Raw genomic sequence first — 18,922 nt, 5'->3', positions numbered from 1 at the left:
TTCACTCGCAATTACGTACTTGTGGATTTTCCCACCCTCCTATTTAGTGAAATCTTGACATTTCAATGAGAAAGCTTAATAATATCTTCTCAAGTGTGTTCCGTTAATACTCGGCATTAAAGTCCGCTAGAAGTTTTCAATAAAATCAAAAAACTGGCTTTAAATTAAAGCCAGTTTTTTGAATGAATAGGATTTTTATTAAGCAATTTTTAACTGGTATGCTAATATAATTTGGAAAAATTCAAGGTAATGTGGTTGATTGATGAATGCGTAGGCGCAAAGAGACTTGTCGTTAGACATCGCTTACATTTAAAGCGTCAATCATCAATAATTTAAAAACAAATGCCACATACCCCTCAGTGGACATACATTGTTTTTTTTACATTTTCCACGATAGTCATGATTTTTCTATTCCGTCATGACTGGAATCGCCTCGCTAAACTCTACCGCACCAAAGAAGCGCCGCCACAAAACTTCTCCCGAATGCAAAGCGGTTCTGTGGGTTTGGTTCACTACAAAGGAACTTTAAATGTTGGGATAACTCCTCAAGGGATTTATTTGAGTATTTTCCCCTTATTGAGATTGGGACTTCCGCCGTTGTTGATTCCCTGGAGTGCGATTAGGAAAATTGAACCTGCTAACCAACTTTTTATTGAGCGTTTTCGTTTGTATCTTAGTTCTCCAAAAGTCAAACTGATTTTAAGCAAAGATATTTTGGAACCAGCTAAAGAATTTTTAGCCACACAGGGATTTGAGTGGATTTAGACAAATCCCGTTTTTACCTGGCTGATACCGTAGAAATTTGACTAACTGATCACCTGCATATTGTAATGACAAGAGAAAATTGATCGCCTACACATTGTCATGAAAAGGCAAAATCGCTTAATATTTGTACGTAATTGGGTTTAGCGCTGATGTGGTAGGGTGCGTTAGCAGCAGCGTAACGCATCAAAAGTATCTAGAATGATGCATTAAGAATGTAATGCACTCTACAAATTTTTAATGTTTGTAAGTCACTCATCGGAGTCTGAACCTGAATCTTCATTCAAGTTTGCTAACAAGTATGCTAAATTTTCTACCTCAAAATTTGTCCGTTTAAGTCTTAGCCATTCAAGATTCGCCCCTACAAGATTCGCACCTTCAAGATACGCCTTTTCAAGATTTGCTCCTACAAGATTTGCTCCTTCAAGATTCGCCCCTTCAAGATTTGCCTTTTCAAGATTTGCCTTTTCAAGATTTGCCCCTTTAAGATTCGCCCCTTTAAGAATAGCCCTTACAAGATTTGCCTCTACAAGATATGCCCCTTCAAAATTTGCCCCTTCAAGATTCGCATCTACAAAATTTGCCCCTACAAGATATGCCTGTTCAAGATTTGCTTCTACAAGATGCGCCTGTTCAAGATCCGCCCATTCAAGATGCGCCCCCACAAGATTTGCCCGTATAAGATCCGCCCCTGTAAGATTTGTCCATCCAAGATATGCCTCTACAAGATATGCCTCTACAAGATTTGCCCCAAAAAAGTCCTTCAAAGCTAAAACGCAACCTTCCAAATCTAAAAAACTCAGGCAATTTAAGCAAAACACATCAGTATAAGGATCGATTCTTTGCCCTTGCAAGCGGGAAATCCAGATACCGAAAGCTTCAGGTGTATGCCATTGAATTTTTGAAACTGTCTTTGTCGCTCTAGCGCAAGCATTTAAGACAGCCAATAACGCTTCTTCTGCATTTCGTGCTTGTCTATTTTCTTCTTGAAAATCAGGTCTGGGAGTCAAGCGTTCCATCGGCATTCCATGACGCAACATAAAACCAATCAGATGGCATAATGTCTGCTGCCAATTGCTAACATCCGATGCATTCTGTAAAGGCATTTCATCCGCAACAAATTTAAAAAGGTATTCATCCATAGCAGATGCACCGCAGAGAATTGCCCACCTTTTTAAAGCCTCGCGCTCATCCCATCCTTCATCTGGATCGTTCTGGCGATCTTTTAGCTTTTTATGAATGAGTCTAACTTCTCGCACAATGCGTTTTGCTGTCAAATATTCACCAAAACTTTTGTGAGTAAATTCAAAAGTTTTTTCTTGTTCTTTAACTCCACTCTCCCGAAAATAAAAGGCAGTCAAAAGACGAGTTACGCCTAATTTGGCACTTTCCTGAAACTTGTCTAAAAGACTCTTTAAACTACTGTGTTCGCAATGGGCTTCAATCTCTCTGACTGTTGTTGTTCGTCCATCTCCATGCCAGGAAGCTAAAGCAATTTCTTCTAAGATGCGAACAAAGTCTTTTTCCTCAATTCCCCGAATAGCCGGATGTTGATAACCAGCCCAACCGCGCTGATAAACTGCTGTGAGCAAATTTGCATAAATTGCATTCAAGTTGCCGTCTGTAGGAAATTTCTTTTGCTGGTCAAAACTCAATGCTACTAGGTAATTCAGCAAAGGTTGTGCAGTAATTTCTGTAAGGTTATCTTGGTTTAACTCTTCTGGTAAGCAATCATATCCCCGTCCACTAGCATTGCCGTATTTCTGCCACCAAATCTGACGCTGATCTTGCTGCAACAAGTTTTGGTCATCAATGTAATTCGTTCTCTCATATTCATGAACAAAATAAGGCAAGATATGCAAGATTTGCTGTGGTTGGCGAAAGTCGCTACTATTTGCTTGCACTACCAATTCTCGACCACTGATTAATACTTGTAAGCAAGTTTTACGCCCATTAAACCGCTCTACTTTTCTTTGAACTTCACGCACAAATTGTTGAGCGATCTCAGTGGCAATTTTGCCCTGCATGGCAAGCTCATCTAAACCATCGAAGATAATGAGTAAGCGTGAATCAGCCTTATCTTTATCTAGGGGATTATGTCTAAGAAAACCATCATCTCGCACAAACTTACCAACTGCCTCAACTAAGTCATCCGAGGGTTCAAAATGGTGCAAAGGAATAAATAAAACCGGAATTTTCCCTTTTTCTGCTTGGTTAGCTGCAAAGATTTTGGCAAAGGAAGATTTACCACTTCCTGGGCCACCACTAATCACTCTAATGGCATCATTGCGATCGCCTTTTTCTAACCAAGCTTCTAGTTCAGCTTCTAAGTCAAGAACAATTCGCTGATATTTCTCATCTTCTCTCAACCGGCGTTCAAATTCTTCTGATTTTTCACCCCCAACTTTCTGCTTATAGTAGGCGTGTAAAGGAACATAAACCTGTTTTAAACCAAAGGCTTCTAAAAGCATCGGTTCTTCAACCTGTTTTTGCAGCCAAGCTAAATAACGCTGCCATGACTGTTCCCGTTCATTGGCTTGAGTAAAGGGGGTATCCAGTTCTTCTTTTAAACAAGCATATTTTTCGGGATGTTTTGCCCACTCTTCATGTAGGGCATATACAAAATAGGTAGGAAGACGATGACTAATTGTTAGTGCCTGGGCTTGATTGACGCTAAAATATTTTAACCAGTCGGCAAAAGCAGTTTTAATCGCTTCCAGAATCGGTAAATCTTTGGGACGGCTAAAAAAATCTTGGTCAATACGCAATTCTATACTTACTAGGGAATCGTTGAGGCGATCGCACAATAGCTCAAGATCGCCCTCGTTTGGTTTTTCAAACAGTAATTCTTGATTTCCTTTTACCAAACTCACTATTGCTTCTACCAAAGAACGGTAAATTAGTAACCAAGCAACTTCCTCTGGCGCTGCTGATAAACCTAGTGCTGTTGTAGCTTCCAAAGCATCTTTAGCTACCTCTCCCCACTGACCCAAAACCCCATTTATCGCACCTTTTCCTAGTGATTTAAATAGTTCTTTAAAGTCAGCTTTAATGGGTTTATTCCATAATGCAACAGGTTTGCTGACTGAAAATCCAGAGGTATTGCTCATAGTTGCTGTATGACGCTGGTAGATGTACTGAGTTAATATATTTCAACAAGGTTTTATTAGATTTTTTCTGAAAACCAGTAGTAAATTTAACAATTTATCTAGATAAACTTCTAATCTCAGGCTAAAAGGCGCAACTTCGAGGATAAAAGGTGCAACTTTGAGGATAAAAGGTGCAACTTTGAGGCTCAGAGGCTCAATTGTCAGGCTCAAAGGCTCAACTATCAGGTTCAAAGGCTCAATCGTCAGGCTCAAAGGCTCAACTATCAGGTTCAAAGGCTCAATTGTCAGGCTCAGAGGCTCAATCATCAGGCTCAAAGGCTCAACTATCAGGTTCAAAGGCTCAACTATCAGGTTCAAAGGCTCAACAATGCCTTGGCGACTAGAAGTCGCGGCTACACAAATAAAACCCGCCTGCGTGGGTTGCAAAAATTTTTATACCATTTTAATTGATGATTGCAATACATCCTTGGGTAAAGACGCGATGAATCGCGTCTCTACAAATGGTCTATTTGTCGGATTCTTTTTTCAAATTGGTAATTTAGATAGAAAACACGGTAGGGAAGCACAGGTGTACTTCCCTACGAGTAACGTGTATTTTGCCCAAATTTATAACTGCGACGTAGGCGCAACCCGCCGCAGGCATCGCCTATTTTATGCTTTAGCTGGTCGCGGCTTCGGGTTTCTTTTTCTTGGAACGGCGGCTGAACCTGCGTCCCATTTCATCGATGACTGCATCCAAACCTGTAACATCACCGCTAGCTTTGGCATAGTTGTAAATTGCCAAGGCTGCTGCATAAGCTTCACTACCAGCCGCAATACAGGTATCATCTACCAGTTCTTGCAGTTGGGTTAGAGACAACAGCACCGGATACAAGTCCTCATATATTTCTAAATCTCGCCGCATCTCTTCTAAATCAAAAGAACGGGGCAAAAAGTTAGGGTTCTGTGTCGCCACTTCTAAGGCTTTGCTGACAAAAGCCCGACTTTTATCTCCCATCTTGACTATGGTGCGTCGGTCTTCAGTGGTCAAATCAATCAAAAACGGTAACTTTTCTCTAATTGTAGCGATCGCCTGCATGACTGCTTCTCTGTCTGCTGGGGCTAGGCTGGCACTGATACGATTTTCTGCCATTTTTAATACTCCTTTAGGGTACTTAATTTCAGTATTCCCAAAGTCGCGTCGCTTTGCTCCGAATTCAAAATTCAAAATTAAATACTACATAGAATCGAGCCGATGACGTAATTGGCTACTAAAAGCATCAATTACTGTAACAACTACCAAAAGCACTAACATCATGGTTGTAGCTTTGGTGTACTCGAACCCGTCGATGTAACTTTTTAACTGAAAGCCAATACCACCTGCACCAACTACACCCAAGACAGAAGCAGCACGAATGTTGTACTCAAACATCCAAAAGGTGTAACCCAATCCCAAAGGTAGCACTTGCGGGAGAATGCCGTATTGAGCAATCTGTAGCTTGGAGGCTCCGATAACTTCCAATGATTCAAGAGAACGCGGATCAACCGCTTCAATTGCCTGTTGATAAAATTTGGCAAGGTAGCCGATGGTATAGATTCCCAAAGCTAAAGTTCCTGCTGGTGCGCCTAAGCCAGTGGCGGCAACAAAAATTAGCCCCAGAATAATTGAAGGGACAGAACGTACAGTATTTTGCAGCAAATTAGCTAGCGATCGCAACCACCCAGGTGCAACATTGCTGGCACTAGCTATAGCAATCGGTACAGAAAGAATTGCCCCAATGGTAGTTCCCCATAAAGACATCTGTACAGTTTCAATTAATGCCTTAACTGCAATATCTAAAACTTTCCAATCGGGAGGAAATAATCGGGTAATAAAATCGGTGATGTATGGCCAGCTAGAACTTAGCAGTTCAAAATCGAGTTTGAGTCCTCGCAAAGCCCAACCATAAACTACCACAACAATTAATGAGATGAGTAGAGAACTTAGCCAAGGGTAGAAGCGTAAGCGTTTTGACTTAAAAAAGTAACTCATATTGTATTGAAGAAGAATTCAGGAGTCAGAATGCAATACTGTTTGGTTAAGACAAGACGCGATAAATCGCCGTCTCTACAAAAGATTGATTATTGTAGAGACGGCGATTCATCGCGTCTTTTTTGTGAAATCAAATCCCACTCAAGCCGAAACTCTAGCAAATTGAGCTTGCAAATTGTCACAAAGTCCTTGGTAAACGACGCGTCCAGCATCTAAGACGATCGCTCGTTGGGCGTATTTTTCTGCGATTCCCAAATCGTGCAAAACTGCAACAATAGTCATACCTTGCTGAGTGTGTAATTCAGATAGAGTTTCCATGACTTGTTGCGATGCGACAACATCTAAGCCAGTGATGGGTTCATCGACTAAAAGAATTTGCGGTGATTGAATTAAAGTCCGAGCGATCGCTACTCGTTGTTGCTGTCCGCCACTTAATTGACTGGTTTTTTGAAAAGCTAACTCTCCGAGTCCTAACTGTTCTAATAAATTTAGTGCCAACAAGCGATCGCGTTTGGAAAATCCCAACAGTGTTTGCCAAGTTGTTCTTTTACCAAGACATCCGCATAAGACATTTTCCAGTGCTGATAACTGCCGAATCAATCCGCCACCTTGAAATAACATACCAACATCGCGCCGAATTTTTGGCAGTGTTCGGGGATTCATCTCAACATTATTGACGAGCAATTCTCCTCTCACTGATGGCACTAGTCCAACTAGCGATCGCAGTAATGTAGACTTACCAGCACCATTTAGCCCTAGCAAAACGACAAATTCACCGCGTTTAATCTGGCAATTAATCCCGTTGAGAATAGGACGATTGAGAGATGGAGCATAAGCTGTCTCTAGGTTATGACACTCAATAACATAATCATTCATAGAAATTTATTGAACAGAATTCAGGAGTCAGGAGTCAGGAATCAGAATAGGCTAAACCTTAGCTATCCGCTAACAGAATGAATTTTGACCGAAAAAGCGGATAGCGCCGCGTCTCGTAGAGAGTGTCAAGATTGGTAAGTTCTGAATTCTGAATTCTGAATTCTGAATTCTAAATTATGGTTCAATGCCAGCGATTTGCAGAGCTTCACGGATAGTTGCTAGGTGACGATCATGGTTAATTCGCACTAATTCTGTGGAATTATACAAGTCGCTTAACAACTTATTATTTTGCGACTGATTTAATTTCAGTAAAACGTTGATGATTTTTTCCCGTGTTGGGGCTGGAACATCATCATCAATAGCAATACCGTGGGCAGGTACACCATTAATTCTGTGCAGAATCCGTAACTGACTCTTCTCTTGGGCAGTGATATAAGGTGGATTCAGAGCATATTCTGACACAACAGCCACATCCGCTTGGCCGCGCACAACTGCTTGCAAGGCTTTGCTGTAATTGCCGCCGTAAGAAACTTGACCAAAGAAATCATCTAAGCGATCGCGGTTGGGTACAAATTTTTGTTTGACCAACTCAGCCACAGGGATAATAAACCCAGAGCCAGAAGTAGGGGAAGTAAAAGCAATTCTCTTGCCCCGTAGTTGTTCTAAAGTGGCTTTAGCAGAATTTTGAGTTTTTAGGGGACTATTCTTAGGGACAATAAATGTTGAGCTATAGGTGTATCTTCCAGAATAAGTGGAACGAACTTCGGCTAGATACAAACTGGCGTTTGCTAATTGTTTCGCTTTCAAAGCCGGACGGCTACTTAAAAAAGCGACATCAGCCCGATTTGCTCTCAAAGCTTCCACAGCAGCCGTATCATCACCAACTTGAGCGACGACTGGAATTCCTAACTCTTTGGATAAAAAAGCTCCTACCGCATTTGCCTTATTTTGCAAGTCTGTAGAATCAGCACGACTGGGAAAAACTATTGTTAAAGTCTTCTGCCCTTGGGCAAGTAAGCGTGGTGTTTGTTGATTAGCGGTGGGGTTGGCGATCGTTGCCTGCATAGCCCCTACTGTGCTGACTACTAAACCTGTAAGCACTGCAAATGCCGCGCCAGCGCCCAATAAGCTCTTTTTCCTCACACTCATTTGCAACTCTCCATTAGGAAGTTTTCTCAGTTTTTTTGCTAATTAATTTTAATTAACCCCTAAAAAAGATTTATAGCTTTTAAGAAAAAAAGTCAATAAGAAAGCCTAGTTTGTTTGGAGAGTTGTAGGCTTTTTTATGAGTGTATTGGCACTAACCGCTAATTACAGCGATCGCATCAATCTCTACCAACACATCTTTAGGTAAGCGTGATACCTGCACACAAGCCCGCGCTGGGGCTGTATTTTCCGGGAAATATTTAGCATAAACGGCATTCACCGCCGCGAAATCATTCATATCAGCTAAAAATACAGTGGTCTTCACCACATCTTCAAAAGTTGCTCCGGCTGCCGTGAGGATGGCTTCAAGGTTAGCTAATACCTGCTCAGTTTGCTTTTTGACATCATCAGTATAGACGACATCACCAAGGCGGGGATCGATGGCAATTTGTCCAGCGATGAATACAAATTGACCTGAAGCTGCGATCGCTTGATTATAAGGGCCGACTGGTGCGGGTGCGTTATCAGTATTAATTACTTTACGGGTCATAGATATTACTTTCTCTAACGATGTTTCCTGTTTACCGATTTCTGCTTCAGCTGCGATCGGTTTGTAAATCTCTCCATCAGGCATTATCGCACCAGTTAGGTCAGCATCTTTAAAGGTTGCCCCATAGATATCTGCCCCAGTTAAATCAGCCCTTCTCAAATTTGCTCCATCCAAATTTGCCTTGGTTAAATTTGCCCATCGCAAATTGGCTTTTTCTAAATTTGCTCCTTGGAGAAATGCTTTTGTAAGGTTTGTACTTTGAAGAGATGCTGCTGTAAAGTCTATATCGGTCAAATTCATGCCTGAAAGATCGACTTGGTGGAGATTCGCTCTATGAAATATACTTCCTTGGAGTTTGGCACTTTGCAATATTGCCTCAGTTAAGTTTGCCAGAGTTAAGTTTGATCCAATTAAGTACGCCTGACTCAAATCTGCCTTAGTTAAATTAGCTTTACTGAGATTAGCTTTAGCTAAAGAAGCCGCAGTCAGGTCTGCACTACTAAAATTTACTCCACTTAAATTTGCTGTATCTAAGTTGGCATAAATTAATTTTGCATTATTTAGGTCTACACCTGTCAGGTTTGCCTGTTCTAGGTTTGCATGATTAAAATTTGCGCTGTTCAAAGTTGATCGACTTAAGTCCGCACCACTCAAGTCTGCCCAACTAAGATTGATTGAAGAACCTTCTATTCCACTCAAATTTGCATTTGTTAAAGATGCTCTACTAAGTCCTGCATTATTAAGGTTCGCCTTGGTCAGGGTTGCCTCACTTAAGTCTGCTCCATTCAAATTTGCTTTGTATAACTTTATCCCACTTAAGTTTGCACGTTTGAGGTCTACTCCTCCAAGCTCGGCAGAATCAAAGTTCCGGCATTGTCCGGCGTAGTTCTCTAACAGTGTCTCAGCGTCCATAATGCACCTTTAAATACCACTGACACAGTATAAACACAAAAACTTTGTGTCATAGGTATTCCTCTCTTTTCTTCCTTCGCGACCTTTGCGTCTTGGCGGTTCGTCCCTCTTACCCCAACCTCGGACGTATCCCATAATGCCATCAGGTCTACATCTTGAGCGCACTCGTATAATACTGTTACGACAGACTGCAAAATATTATTTATGAATAAACCAGGATGAATATTAAAGAAATACTGCTCCAAGAAATTGAATCATCCTCAGATGTTCTACTAGCTGAAACACTGGATTTTTTACGTTTTCTCAAGACAAAACCAACAACCAAGGAAATATCTCTTGACCTGTCAACGGAAAAAAATGATGATACTTCCAGTCATCAAACAAAACCGGAAATACAGGAAGCAACACCAATTATCAGAGGCTCTAAAGCAGAAGACTTGCTAAAATTTGCCGGAACCTGGCAAGGAGATGACTTTGAAGAGTGCTTGCAACTTGTTTACGAAACCCGTTCCTCGGCTGAATTTTAGTCATGTACCTCCTAGATACCAACCATTGTAGCCGGATCATTTTTGGAGAAACAAACGTCATTCGTCGGTTACAAGAACACATCGGTTTAGGGGTTGCAACTAGCGTTATTGTGCAAGGTGAACTCCTTTACATGGTGCAAAAGTCTTCTCAACAAGAAGCAAATCTTCGCTTTGTCAGAACTTTTCTGCAAACTATTGACCTTTACCCGATTAGTGGAGGGGTTGCCGATGTTTACGGTGGCCTCAAAGGAAAAATTGTCGAACATTTTGGCCCCAAAGACAAAGCAAAGCGTAGAAAGTTTACGGTTCAAGATTTGGGTTTTAGCGATAACGACTTGTGGATAGCATCAACCGCTCTGCACTATAACCTCACCGTCGTCTCAGGAGACAGCGATTTTCAAAGGATACAACAGGTGCAAGCCTTGGCTTTAGAATCTTGGCTTTGACATCCTCCCAACACCAACCGATTCCTACAGAACGTTAACACAAACTGTATGTTGGGGAATTCCAGATATTCCTCTCCCCTCTTCTCTCTGCGCCTCTGTGGTTCGTCCCTCTTACCCCAACCTTGGACGTATCCCATAATGCCGATACCGCCAATAATCGCGCAGAATGCGATCGTGGTCAAAACATAAATTACCAGGCACACACCAATACTCAAAAACTCCTACACCCTTAGCATCATCCCCAGCCTTGGGTTCACCCGTAGCTGTCGCTAAAAATACAATGCTAATCGTATGCTGACGCGGATCGCGATTGGGGTCAGAATACACCAGTAATTGTTCAACTAATTCCACCCGCAAACCCGTTTCTTCTTCAGCTTCTCGCCGGGCCGCCACTTCCACCGCTTCTCCATAATCTACAAACCCACCAGGAATAGCCCAACCTAAAGGTAGATTATGTCTTTCAATTAACACTATTGGCCGATGAGGTCGATCTACTAGTTCAATGATGATATCAACTGTCGGTGCAGGATTTCGGTAAGTCATATTTATTTAGTCATTAGTCATTGGTCATTGGTCATTGGTCATTAGTCATTGGTTATTCCCAAAGGACAAAGGACAAATGACAAAGGACAAACAAGATGAGTTTACTTGATTTACCGTGCAAATACTGTTCCGTGATAAATTCGATGCGTTGGCTTTGCCACTGCCCCTTGGGCGATCGCGTAGCGTGTGCATCAAACAATTGCTCTTTCTCATAATTCAGGTTACTTATGCCTTTTCCTAGATCCAGTGGTATTTTGCTGCATCCTACATCCTTTCCTAGTCGATTTGGCGTTGGAGATTTAGGCTTAGAAGCCTATCGCTTTATTGATTTTCTCAAAGATACCCATCAACAATATTGGCAAGTTTTACCCCTAGGCCCCACTGGATACGGTAATTCCCCATATATGTGCTACTCGGCAATGGCAGGAAATCCCCTGTTGATTAGCCCAGAAAAACTACGAGATGAGGGTCTGCTATCTGAAGAAGACTTTGCTCATTTACCAGGATTTCCGGTAGAAAAGGTAGACTTCGACCAGGTTGTGCCAATTAAGATTGGGCTACTTAAAAAAGCCTGTGAAAACTTTAGAGCCAATGCTACGCCTATCCAGCAGAAAGAGTTTGAAGGTTTTTGCGACAGCAAAGCCTACTGGCTAGAGAATTACGCCTTATTTATGGCGCTGAAAGATGACCATAATGGTGCAAGCTGGCATACATGGGAAGCAGAATTTGTCAAGCGTAAACCCGAAGCATTAGCTGAAGCAAAGGATCGGCTTAACGAAGATATTTTTTATTACAAGTTCGTCCAATTTGAGTTTTTCCGGCAGTGGTCAGACCTGAAAAGCTACGCCAATATGCGCGGTATTGACATTATCGGCGATATCCCTATTTACGTATCTCATGATAGTGCCGATGTGTGGGCACATCCTGATATCTTTTCCTTAGACGAAGAGACAGGAGAAGCTGCTCAAATGGCGGGAGTCCCACCAGATTACTTTAGCGCCACCGGTCAATTGTGGGGCAACCCAGTTTATAACTGGGAGGAATTGCAAAAACAAGACTTTAAATGGTGGGTGCAACGCTTTGAGGCAATGCTAGATTATGTCGATATAATTCGCATTGACCACTTCCGGGGCTTTGAGGCATATTGGTCAGTACCCAAAGGCGAAGAAACTGCCATGAATGGTAAATGGGTGAAAGCACCTGGAGACGCTTTTTTTGCAGCGATTAGGGAGAAGTTGGGCAAGCTACCCGTCTTGGCAGAAGATTTGGGAGTAATTACACCAGAGGTAGAAGCGCTGCGAGACAAGTATGAATTTCCTGGAATGAAGGTTTTGCAGTTTGCCTTTGGTTCTGATCCCGGTAATCCATTCTTACCATTCAATTACCCGCGAAATGCTGTAGTTTATACCGGCACTCACGATAATGACACAACTGTAGGCTGGTTCAATTCAGCTAATGACAACGAAAAGCATAACTTATGGCTTTATTTAGGTTCTATTAGTCCTGAGGGCATCCAGTGGGATTTAATTCGCCTAGCTTTGAGTTCTATAGCTAATCAAGCGATTATTCCCTTGCAAGATGTTTTGGGATTAGGAAACGAAGCGCGGATGAATTTTCCTAGTACTGCTGAGGGTAACTGGGGGTGGCGCTATCAAGCAGAAGCGTTGAGAGATGAATTACGCGATCGCTTAAAAGTTCTTACCAGACTTAATGGACGTGCGCCGCAAGAAAATTAAGGAGTAGGGAGACAAGGGAGACAAGGGAGACAAGGAAGAGGGAGGTGTAAATGCCTCCTTGTCTTCCTTGTCCTCCTCATGCCTCTCATCTCCCCTAGTGTTTTTATTGTCTTGGAGACACTGCGCCTAGTTTGCTTGCCTGTAAGGGTAAAATTTTGAATTTATTTCTCCCTTATCTCAAAACATTAGGCTTGGCAGCAATCCTAACTTCTTCCTCTTTCCCTGGCTCTCCCATTTCCTTAGCTTTCTCCTGATTGACGCTCATCAATACACCACCAGCATTATCAGTTTTCACTGTCAGTTGCTCTTGAGCTTTCCAAATCCGGTGAGTTCCTTCTGGAAGAATACCCTCAAACTCGGTTTTACCATCGGCTATGACGCGAATCCAAGATGACGCTTTCAAAGTGACACCAATTTGTACAACCTGTCCCTCTTGTCCGCTGTCAAGGGGATTACTGACAGGTTGAACTTTTAGGGAATCTTTTGGTTGGGTTGGCTCTGGGTTAACAAGGGATTTTTGTTTTGGGTATATTTGGTTTTGGCTATTACTTGCTTGTAGTACCGCGTTATTTAATAACTGAGACAACCCATTTACAGAGCATACGATTAGCAATATGTAAAGAAAGTAAAGGTGAATCGGACGTAGTTGATTAATAGGTGAAGTATTCCCCATGCCTTGAGGATTTAATTGTGCAGAACTGATCGGAAAAGTGCCAGAAAATTCTACTCCATTCAAGCCTAGAGCATCGGCAAATTGCCTGATCAAACCCTGAATATAGACTGGTTCTGGGAGATCATTTATATTACCTTCTTCGATCGCCTGCAATAATCGTTGAGGAATTCTGGTTAATACAACCACTTGCTCTAGAGATAGGCCCTGTTCTTGACGCAAAGCCCAAAGTTGAGCGCCCAATTCTGCCAACTTTTCGGTTCGTTGTTGCTCTAATGAAAGCGATGGCTGGTGATTATTCTTCTTTCTTAGCCATTTCATGCCTACTGACACTCCTTAACTCCACTGAATCTTTAATAGGTTGCGTTATCTGATCTTGCAAAAAGCGAATTTCATCATCGTTGAGGGAGCGATATTTACCCTCTGACAATAAGGGTTCTTTTGGAGTTTGTAATTGAATTGGGCCGATAGCAGTTCGATGCAGCTTGATTACTGGGTATCCTAACTGTTGAGCTATCCGGCGGATTTGGCGATTTCTTCCCTCCTGCAACACTATTTCTAAAAAGCTTTGTTCGGCACGATGTTCTATTAGGTGTACCTTAGCAGCCCTGGTTTTTCTACCCTCTAACATCACACCCTCACGCCACATTTGGAGTACTGCTTCTGGGGGATGTCCTCTGACCAAAACATGATATGTCTTGGAAATGCTATGGCGGGGATGGGTTAGTCCAAATGTCAGATTTCCGTCATTTGTGAGGATTAATGCTCCCGTTGAGTCTGCATCTAAACGCCCAACTGGGTGAATACCTGAACCCTCCCGTAATTTTTTCGGTAGTAGATCCAGGACTGTTGTTCTTTGGTGAGGGTCGTAGCAAGTCGAAACTACTCCCGCAGGTTTATGTAGCAATAGATATATTAAAGCCGGACGCTGCTTTTCGGATACAGTTTTACCATCAATTGCGATCGCATCTTTTTGGGGATCAACCTTTTGACCCAAATGTGCCAATTCCCCATTGATTTGCACCCGTGAGTGCCTAATCATTTCTTCAGCTTCACGACGTGAGGCGATGCCCCATTGAGCAAGAATTTTTTGTAACCGTTCCTCCATCTGGAATTACTTATTTACTGTTAACAATTAAATGATATTTGCATTTTGTAGCGAGTAGGCATAAATGTTACATTTAAGACTTGTTTAATTTCTGTCCAGATGTTGAGCAAATACTCATAAACAGATTGCTTAGATGCCAGAGCAAAATTCTCAAACGACAAATGCAAATAAAATCCGCATAATTACGCAGGTACTCACAAAAGCCCTAAAGCTCTGGTTAAGAGCGCAAGTGAGCCAAATATCAGAATTAGAAGTGGAGATTAAAGCAAGCGATCGCCAACTTCTCTCTGGGCGTATCCCCTTGGTATCTATTTTTGCTACTCATGCAGTTTATCAAGGTCTCCTAATTACACAAATTCAATTAACGGCAGAAAATATTCAGATAAACATTGGTTCCGTACTTAGGGGAAAGCCATTACGACTGTTAGAAACAGTATCAGTGGTTGGCGATTTGATCGTAGACGAGAATGATTTGAATACTTCTCTCTCATCTGACTTATTATCAACTGCTTTGAGCGATTTGCTGGTTAAAGTTTTACCAACAAATTTCCCTCAGTCACAACCAATAAACTGGCAAGAAATTATCCTTGATAACAATCAAATTATACTGCGAGGCTTGAGAGTAACCAATACTGAAACAATGCCTCTAGAGATTTGTCTAGGCGGCTTACAGTTACTTAGTGGACATGAGTTGCAACTGACACAAATAACAGTCAAGCCCCACGAGGGAGATATATTAGACGACAATCATGAGTACAATCTGGATCTTGGCTCAGATGTCGATATCCAAGAACTAACATTGATCCCAGGCAAACTGGTGTGTCGAGGTCAGATTAACGTTAATCCTTGATGTGAAAAATTAAAAAATACTAATATGCGCCGTGTGCAACTTTCTTTCAAACCTAACCCCCAGCCCCTTCCCTACAAGGGAAGGGGAGCAAAAATCAAAGCCTCTTGACCTTTCGGGGAGAGGTTTAAAGTGGGGTTCTAAGAATAAGTTGCACACGGCGTTAATACCCTATTTTAAATGACCTAGTGCCTCTCAGGGGATGATGAGAACAAGAGGAAAAGGGTCAGGGAACTCAAACCTAGGTGAAATCCCATATATAAATGATACATCAATGCAGAGGCTTGAAACCCTTGTGGAAGTGGTAATTGCACCATCTCTCCCCCTGCTCCCCCTACTCCCTTCCCCCTGCCTCTTTTGAACTCAACCCAAAAGCTCTATAGTAGCGGTAACAGTAGTGTCACAAAATAATAAACCAAAGGTGCTGTGAAAATATAACTATCAGTACGGTCTAAAATACCACCGTGACCGGGAATTAATTGTCCAGAATCTTTGACTCCAGCATCACGCTTGAGCATAGACTCGGTAAGATCCCCTAAAAGACTAGCAATGCCAATCAACAAACCCAATGCTAAACCAGTCAACAAGGATCTGGGCAGGTGGAGATAATAGGCTCCTGCTATGGCTACAGCAACACTTGAAGTAATGCCAAATACAGCACCTTCTACAGTTTTCTTCGGGCTAATCTCAGACAGACGGGTTTTCCCAAAGAATTTGCCAATGGTGTAAGCACCAATATCGGCTGCCCAAATACACAAAAAAGTCAGCATTGTTGCTGTAAAACCTTGTGGTAAAGAGGCAGAACTTGCCTTTTCCCAGAAGTCTGTCCACGTTGTAGGCCAGTAACCCCCGAAAGGTAGATTGCTAAAAACGGCACTATCAATTGCTCGTAATCGCACCCAGTAACTCGGTAAATAACCTACGTAAAATAGCCCCATTATAGAAGCAGAAACATCAGCGATCGTGGCAAATTTGGGCTGAAATAACAGGTAAAAACAGATAAGTGTGCCAGCTAAGGGCATCACAGCGTCAGCTAAACTGCCATCAATGGTACAAATTACTAGCAAAACTAGGCTGACAAGCATAGTGGTTTTAGCGGCGGGAGCGATTCCTCTGGCTCGCACCAAATTAAAATATTCCTGTTGACCCAAAAAGATGACAACCGCAAACATGATGGTAAAGTACCAGCCACCCAAAAGGGTAACAGAAAGAGCAAGAGCGATCGCAACAATTCCACTAATAATCCGAGACCAAGGCATAGAAGTATTAAATATTGGGCATTGGGAATTGGGAATTGGGAATTGGGAATTGGGAATTGGGCATTGGGAATTGGGAATTGGGAATTGGCATTGGACATTAATTAATAAGTTATTCTTTCTTCCCTTGCTTCCCCTGCTTCCTCATATTTCTTTTCGCCCTTCTATCTATTGCCGCCTCTTCCAATTCCCTATTCCCCATTCCCCATTATCTAATCCAGTTTCTCACCACTGAGGATAAAAATGGGATCAACGGCAGTAAAGGTTTGAGAAAAGCCGCGCGTTTCTAAGCGGTTAACCGCAGACTGAACAACTTCGATATTTCTAGCCCTTAACAGAGAAAAGGTTTGAGAAATAGCATACAGACTTTCTAGATTAGCAGCTGTAGCTACAACCCGACCGGATGGTGGCAAATAATGCCATGCTGCTTGCAGAATATCCTGGATAGGTCTTCCTCCCTCAATACAAACGCGGTGAGGAGCAACCTTGAGGTCATGTAAACACTCTGGGGCGCTACCTTCAATGACTTCGACGTTTTTCACATCAAAGCGATCGCAGTTCCGCTTGATCAGATTAGCTACTTCTTCATCCCTTTCTATAGCGATAATTTGACCCTTTGGACACAATAGCCCAACTTCTACGGGAATTGTACCTGTCCCTGCGCCAATATCCCACAATACAGAATCTGATGTTAGTCGCAGTTGGGCAATTAACAGTAGCCGGACTTCTCGCTGACTCAGGGGAATTCCTGGCAAATGCTCGAACAGTTCATCAGGAATACCAGGGGTAATATAAGGCCAAAGTTGGGAGGGCATAGAATTACGCAATTATACTAAAGATATGGATTTGCCGAAATTGAAAAGTCATAAGCTATAAAAACTTTTCAAACGTAGCATTATAAGAAACCATAATGATTGGTGAAATATTAGGCGAACGCTATCAAGTTCAGCAGCTATTAGGCAAAAAAGCAGGGCGACGGACGCTTGTAGCTCGTGATTGGAACACTCAGGAATTGGTTGTTATTAAGTTACTCTCTTTTAGTAGTGACTTTGAATGGGATTCACTCAAGCTGTTTGAGCGAGAAGCTGAAACTCTAAAATCTTTGTCATATCCCTCAATACCTCGCTATTTAGACTATTTTGAGGTAAATTCACCCACTATCAAAGGATTTGCCCTAGTACAAAGTTATATCCCAGCAAAAACTTTAGAGCAATACGTCCAATCTGGCCGGACTTTTACCGAAGTAGAAGTCAAAGAGATAGCCAAAGCACTTTTAGAAATTCTCATTTATCTACATGGGTTATATCCGCCTGTTATCCATCGTGATATTAAGCCTAGCAATATTTTATTGGGAGAGCGTTCTGGTAACAGTGTTGGTCAAGTTTACCTAGTAGATTTTGGCTCGGTGCAAACTGTGCTTGCTACAGAAGGTGGAACTAGGACTGTGGTGGGAAGCTATGGGTATATGCCACAGGAGCAATTTGGCGGACGCACGGTTCCGGCTTCCGATCTTTATAGCTTAGGTGCAACTTTAATTTATTTAGTGACGGGTACTCATCCAGCCGATTTACCCCAAAAGGATTTTCGGATTCAGTTTGAACAGGTGGCTAATGTAAGTCCTGAATTGACTCGCTGGTTGCAGCAAATGACTGAACCCAGTTTAGAAAGGCGTTTTAGTTCTGCTGCTGGTGCGATGTCTACGACGGGCTCCGCCTACACAGCTTTAGACAAACCACAAACGACAAACTTGCCTACTTTGGTTGTAGGTAAACCAGATGGGAGTAAGATTCAATTAACTAAAAATGGGGATTCTCTAGAAATTATCATTCCACCATCTGGTTTTGATCCATCAATAGTATTTACAGGTTTATTTGCGATCGTCTGGAATTCATTTATCCTCTTTTGGACAATTGGCGCACTCTCTATTCCTTTTCCTGTCAACATCCCCTTTGCTTTGTTCTCACTTCCTTTTTGGGGTGCTGGCTTTCTCATGGTGTATAAACTTCTCTTTCATTTATTTGGACGCATCTGCTTACGCCTGAATGCAGAAAAAATTACCCTAAGTTGGGAGTTGTTTAGCTGGAAATTTTATCGCCCCCGTGCATCGTCAAGACAAAGTATTAATAAGTTAGTTTACATTCCCAAACATTTTACTAAAAATTCTGATGACACTAGAATTGCCGTTCCAGCACAATTATATATTTGCTCAGGAGTACAAAAATATCAGCTTGGTGGAAACGATATCGGTATTAAATCCGAAGTAGAACTTGAATGGTTAGCTCATGAATTAAGTGATTGGTTGGGTTTGCCAATTACCAAGCCAATGGGAAGTTAGTTGAGTTAGCGATCGCTTTGTTCAATGTGTCCAATTTTGCTTCAACCATACTTGACCTAAATTCATTAATTTCTACTCCTGCCCAGT

General features: G+C 42.0%; 19 protein-coding genes. 6 read left to right on the top strand and 13 right to left on the bottom strand.

Annotation, left to right across the window (positions count from 1 at the left end):
• Positions 1-399: 399 nt before the first annotated feature.
• Positions 400-765 carry a hypothetical protein gene (locus H6G86_RS13315; RefSeq protein WP_242064807.1) on the top strand — a complete coding sequence of 122 codons (366 nt, stop codon included), beginning with the start codon at positions 400-402 and terminating at the stop codon, positions 763-765.
• A gap of 248 nt (positions 766-1,013) precedes the next feature.
• Here H6G86_RS13315 and H6G86_RS13310 read toward each other — a convergent pair whose 3' ends face one another.
• The 7 genes from H6G86_RS13310 to H6G86_RS13280 all read right to left on the bottom strand — a co-directional run bounded on the left by H6G86_RS13310 (position 1,014) and on the right by H6G86_RS13280 (position 9,367).
• Positions 1,014-3,872, bottom strand: coding sequence for a pentapeptide repeat-containing protein (locus H6G86_RS13310; protein WP_190934729.1), 2,859 nt, complete (start codon positions 3,870-3,872; stop codon positions 1,014-1,016).
• Positions 3,873-3,914: 42 nt separating this feature from the next.
• A complete protein-coding gene (locus tag H6G86_RS40165) occupies positions 3,915-4,298 on the bottom strand; it encodes a hypothetical protein (RefSeq protein WP_190934728.1) in 384 nt (127 codons plus the stop codon).
• A 232-nt stretch (positions 4,299-4,530) separates the two neighbouring features.
• Positions 4,531-5,004, bottom strand: coding sequence for a hypothetical protein (locus H6G86_RS13300; protein WP_190934727.1), 474 nt, complete (start codon positions 5,002-5,004; stop codon positions 4,531-4,533).
• 84 nt (positions 5,005-5,088) lie between these two features.
• On the bottom strand, positions 5,089-5,883 hold the full coding sequence (phnE, locus tag H6G86_RS13295) for a phosphonate ABC transporter, permease protein PhnE (RefSeq protein ID WP_114084465.1): 795 nt from the start codon (positions 5,881-5,883) through the stop codon (positions 5,089-5,091).
• Positions 5,884-6,024: 141 nt separating this feature from the next.
• Complete coding sequence (locus H6G86_RS13290; protein ID WP_190934726.1) at positions 6,025-6,759, bottom strand: phosphonate ABC transporter ATP-binding protein; 735 nt, start codon at positions 6,757-6,759, stop codon at positions 6,025-6,027.
• Between the two features lie 174 nt (positions 6,760-6,933).
• On the bottom strand, positions 6,934-7,908 hold the full coding sequence (locus H6G86_RS13285) for a phosphate/phosphite/phosphonate ABC transporter substrate-binding protein (RefSeq protein ID WP_190934725.1): 975 nt from the start codon (positions 7,906-7,908) through the stop codon (positions 6,934-6,936).
• 151 nt (positions 7,909-8,059) lie between these two features.
• Positions 8,060-9,367: a Rid family detoxifying hydrolase gene (locus H6G86_RS13280; protein WP_190934724.1), complete on the bottom strand. Its 1,308-nt coding sequence runs from the start codon at positions 9,365-9,367 to the stop codon at positions 8,060-8,062.
• Positions 9,368-9,585: 218 nt separating this feature from the next.
• On the opposite strand from H6G86_RS13280, the gene H6G86_RS13275 reads away from it, so the two are divergent.
• Together H6G86_RS13275 and H6G86_RS13270 are read left to right on the top strand one after the other, a co-directional pair.
• Complete coding sequence (locus H6G86_RS13275) at positions 9,586-9,894, top strand: hypothetical protein (RefSeq protein ID WP_190934723.1); 309 nt, start codon at positions 9,586-9,588, stop codon at positions 9,892-9,894.
• Between the two features lie 2 nt (positions 9,895-9,896).
• Positions 9,897-10,340, top strand: coding sequence for a type II toxin-antitoxin system VapC family toxin (locus H6G86_RS13270; RefSeq protein WP_190934722.1), 444 nt, complete (start codon positions 9,897-9,899; stop codon positions 10,338-10,340).
• Between the two features lie 111 nt (positions 10,341-10,451).
• Here the strand turns inward: H6G86_RS13270 and H6G86_RS13265 are convergent, their stop codons facing one another.
• Positions 10,452-10,883, bottom strand: a complete 432-nt coding sequence (locus H6G86_RS13265) for an NUDIX domain-containing protein (protein ID WP_190934721.1) — start codon at positions 10,881-10,883, stop codon at positions 10,452-10,454.
• Positions 10,884-10,935: 52 nt separating this feature from the next.
• The gene (locus H6G86_RS13260) at positions 10,936-11,082 is read right to left on the bottom strand and encodes a hypothetical protein (RefSeq protein WP_190934720.1); all 147 of its coding nucleotides are present in this window, start codon (positions 11,080-11,082) and stop codon (positions 10,936-10,938) included.
• Between the two features lie 28 nt (positions 11,083-11,110).
• On the opposite strand from H6G86_RS13260, the gene malQ reads away from it, so the two are divergent.
• Positions 11,111-12,619 carry a 4-alpha-glucanotransferase gene (gene malQ, locus H6G86_RS13255; protein WP_190934719.1) on the top strand — a complete coding sequence of 503 codons (1,509 nt, stop codon included), beginning with the start codon at positions 11,111-11,113 and terminating at the stop codon, positions 12,617-12,619.
• A 172-nt stretch (positions 12,620-12,791) separates the two neighbouring features.
• On the opposite strand, the gene H6G86_RS13250 is transcribed toward malQ, so the two are convergent.
• Both H6G86_RS13250 and H6G86_RS13245 read right to left on the bottom strand, forming a co-directional pair.
• Positions 12,792-13,610 carry a helix-turn-helix domain-containing protein gene (locus H6G86_RS13250; protein ID WP_190934718.1) on the bottom strand — a complete coding sequence of 273 codons (819 nt, stop codon included), beginning with the start codon at positions 13,608-13,610 and terminating at the stop codon, positions 12,792-12,794.
• On the bottom strand, positions 13,585-14,397 hold the full coding sequence (locus tag H6G86_RS13245; protein WP_190934717.1) for a pseudouridine synthase: 813 nt from the start codon (positions 14,395-14,397) through the stop codon (positions 13,585-13,587). The genes H6G86_RS13250 and H6G86_RS13245 overlap by 26 nt, the downstream gene beginning before the upstream one ends.
• Positions 14,398-14,530: 133 nt before the next feature.
• Here H6G86_RS13245 and H6G86_RS13240 point away from each other — a divergent pair, with 133 nt between their 5' ends.
• Positions 14,531-15,247: an LmeA family phospholipid-binding protein gene (locus H6G86_RS13240; protein WP_190934716.1), complete on the top strand. Its 717-nt coding sequence runs from the start codon at positions 14,531-14,533 to the stop codon at positions 15,245-15,247.
• Between the two features lie 374 nt (positions 15,248-15,621).
• Here H6G86_RS13240 and H6G86_RS13235 read toward each other — a convergent pair whose 3' ends face one another.
• Together H6G86_RS13235 and cbiT are read right to left on the bottom strand one after the other, a co-directional pair.
• Entirely contained in the window at positions 15,622-16,503 is an 882-nt protein-coding gene (locus H6G86_RS13235; protein ID WP_163939679.1) for a phosphatidate cytidylyltransferase, read from the bottom strand.
• A 209-nt stretch (positions 16,504-16,712) separates the two neighbouring features.
• The gene (cbiT, locus tag H6G86_RS13230) at positions 16,713-17,315 is read right to left on the bottom strand and encodes a precorrin-6Y C5,15-methyltransferase subunit CbiT (RefSeq protein WP_190934715.1); all 603 of its coding nucleotides are present in this window, start codon (positions 17,313-17,315) and stop codon (positions 16,713-16,715) included.
• 95 nt (positions 17,316-17,410) lie between these two features.
• On the opposite strand from cbiT, the gene H6G86_RS13225 reads away from it, so the two are divergent.
• Positions 17,411-18,835 carry a serine/threonine protein kinase gene (locus tag H6G86_RS13225; RefSeq protein WP_190934714.1) on the top strand — a complete coding sequence of 475 codons (1,425 nt, stop codon included), beginning with the start codon at positions 17,411-17,413 and terminating at the stop codon, positions 18,833-18,835.
• Positions 18,836-18,922: the final 87 nt, after the last annotated feature.

The organism is Nostoc sp. FACHB-133, from assembly GCF_014698055.1.
Taxonomy (GTDB): Bacteria; Cyanobacteriota; Cyanobacteriia; order Cyanobacteriales; family Nostocaceae; genus Nostoc.
The sequence above is the reverse complement of the archived record's forward strand: the minus strand, read 5'-3'. Positions and strand labels throughout refer to the sequence as shown.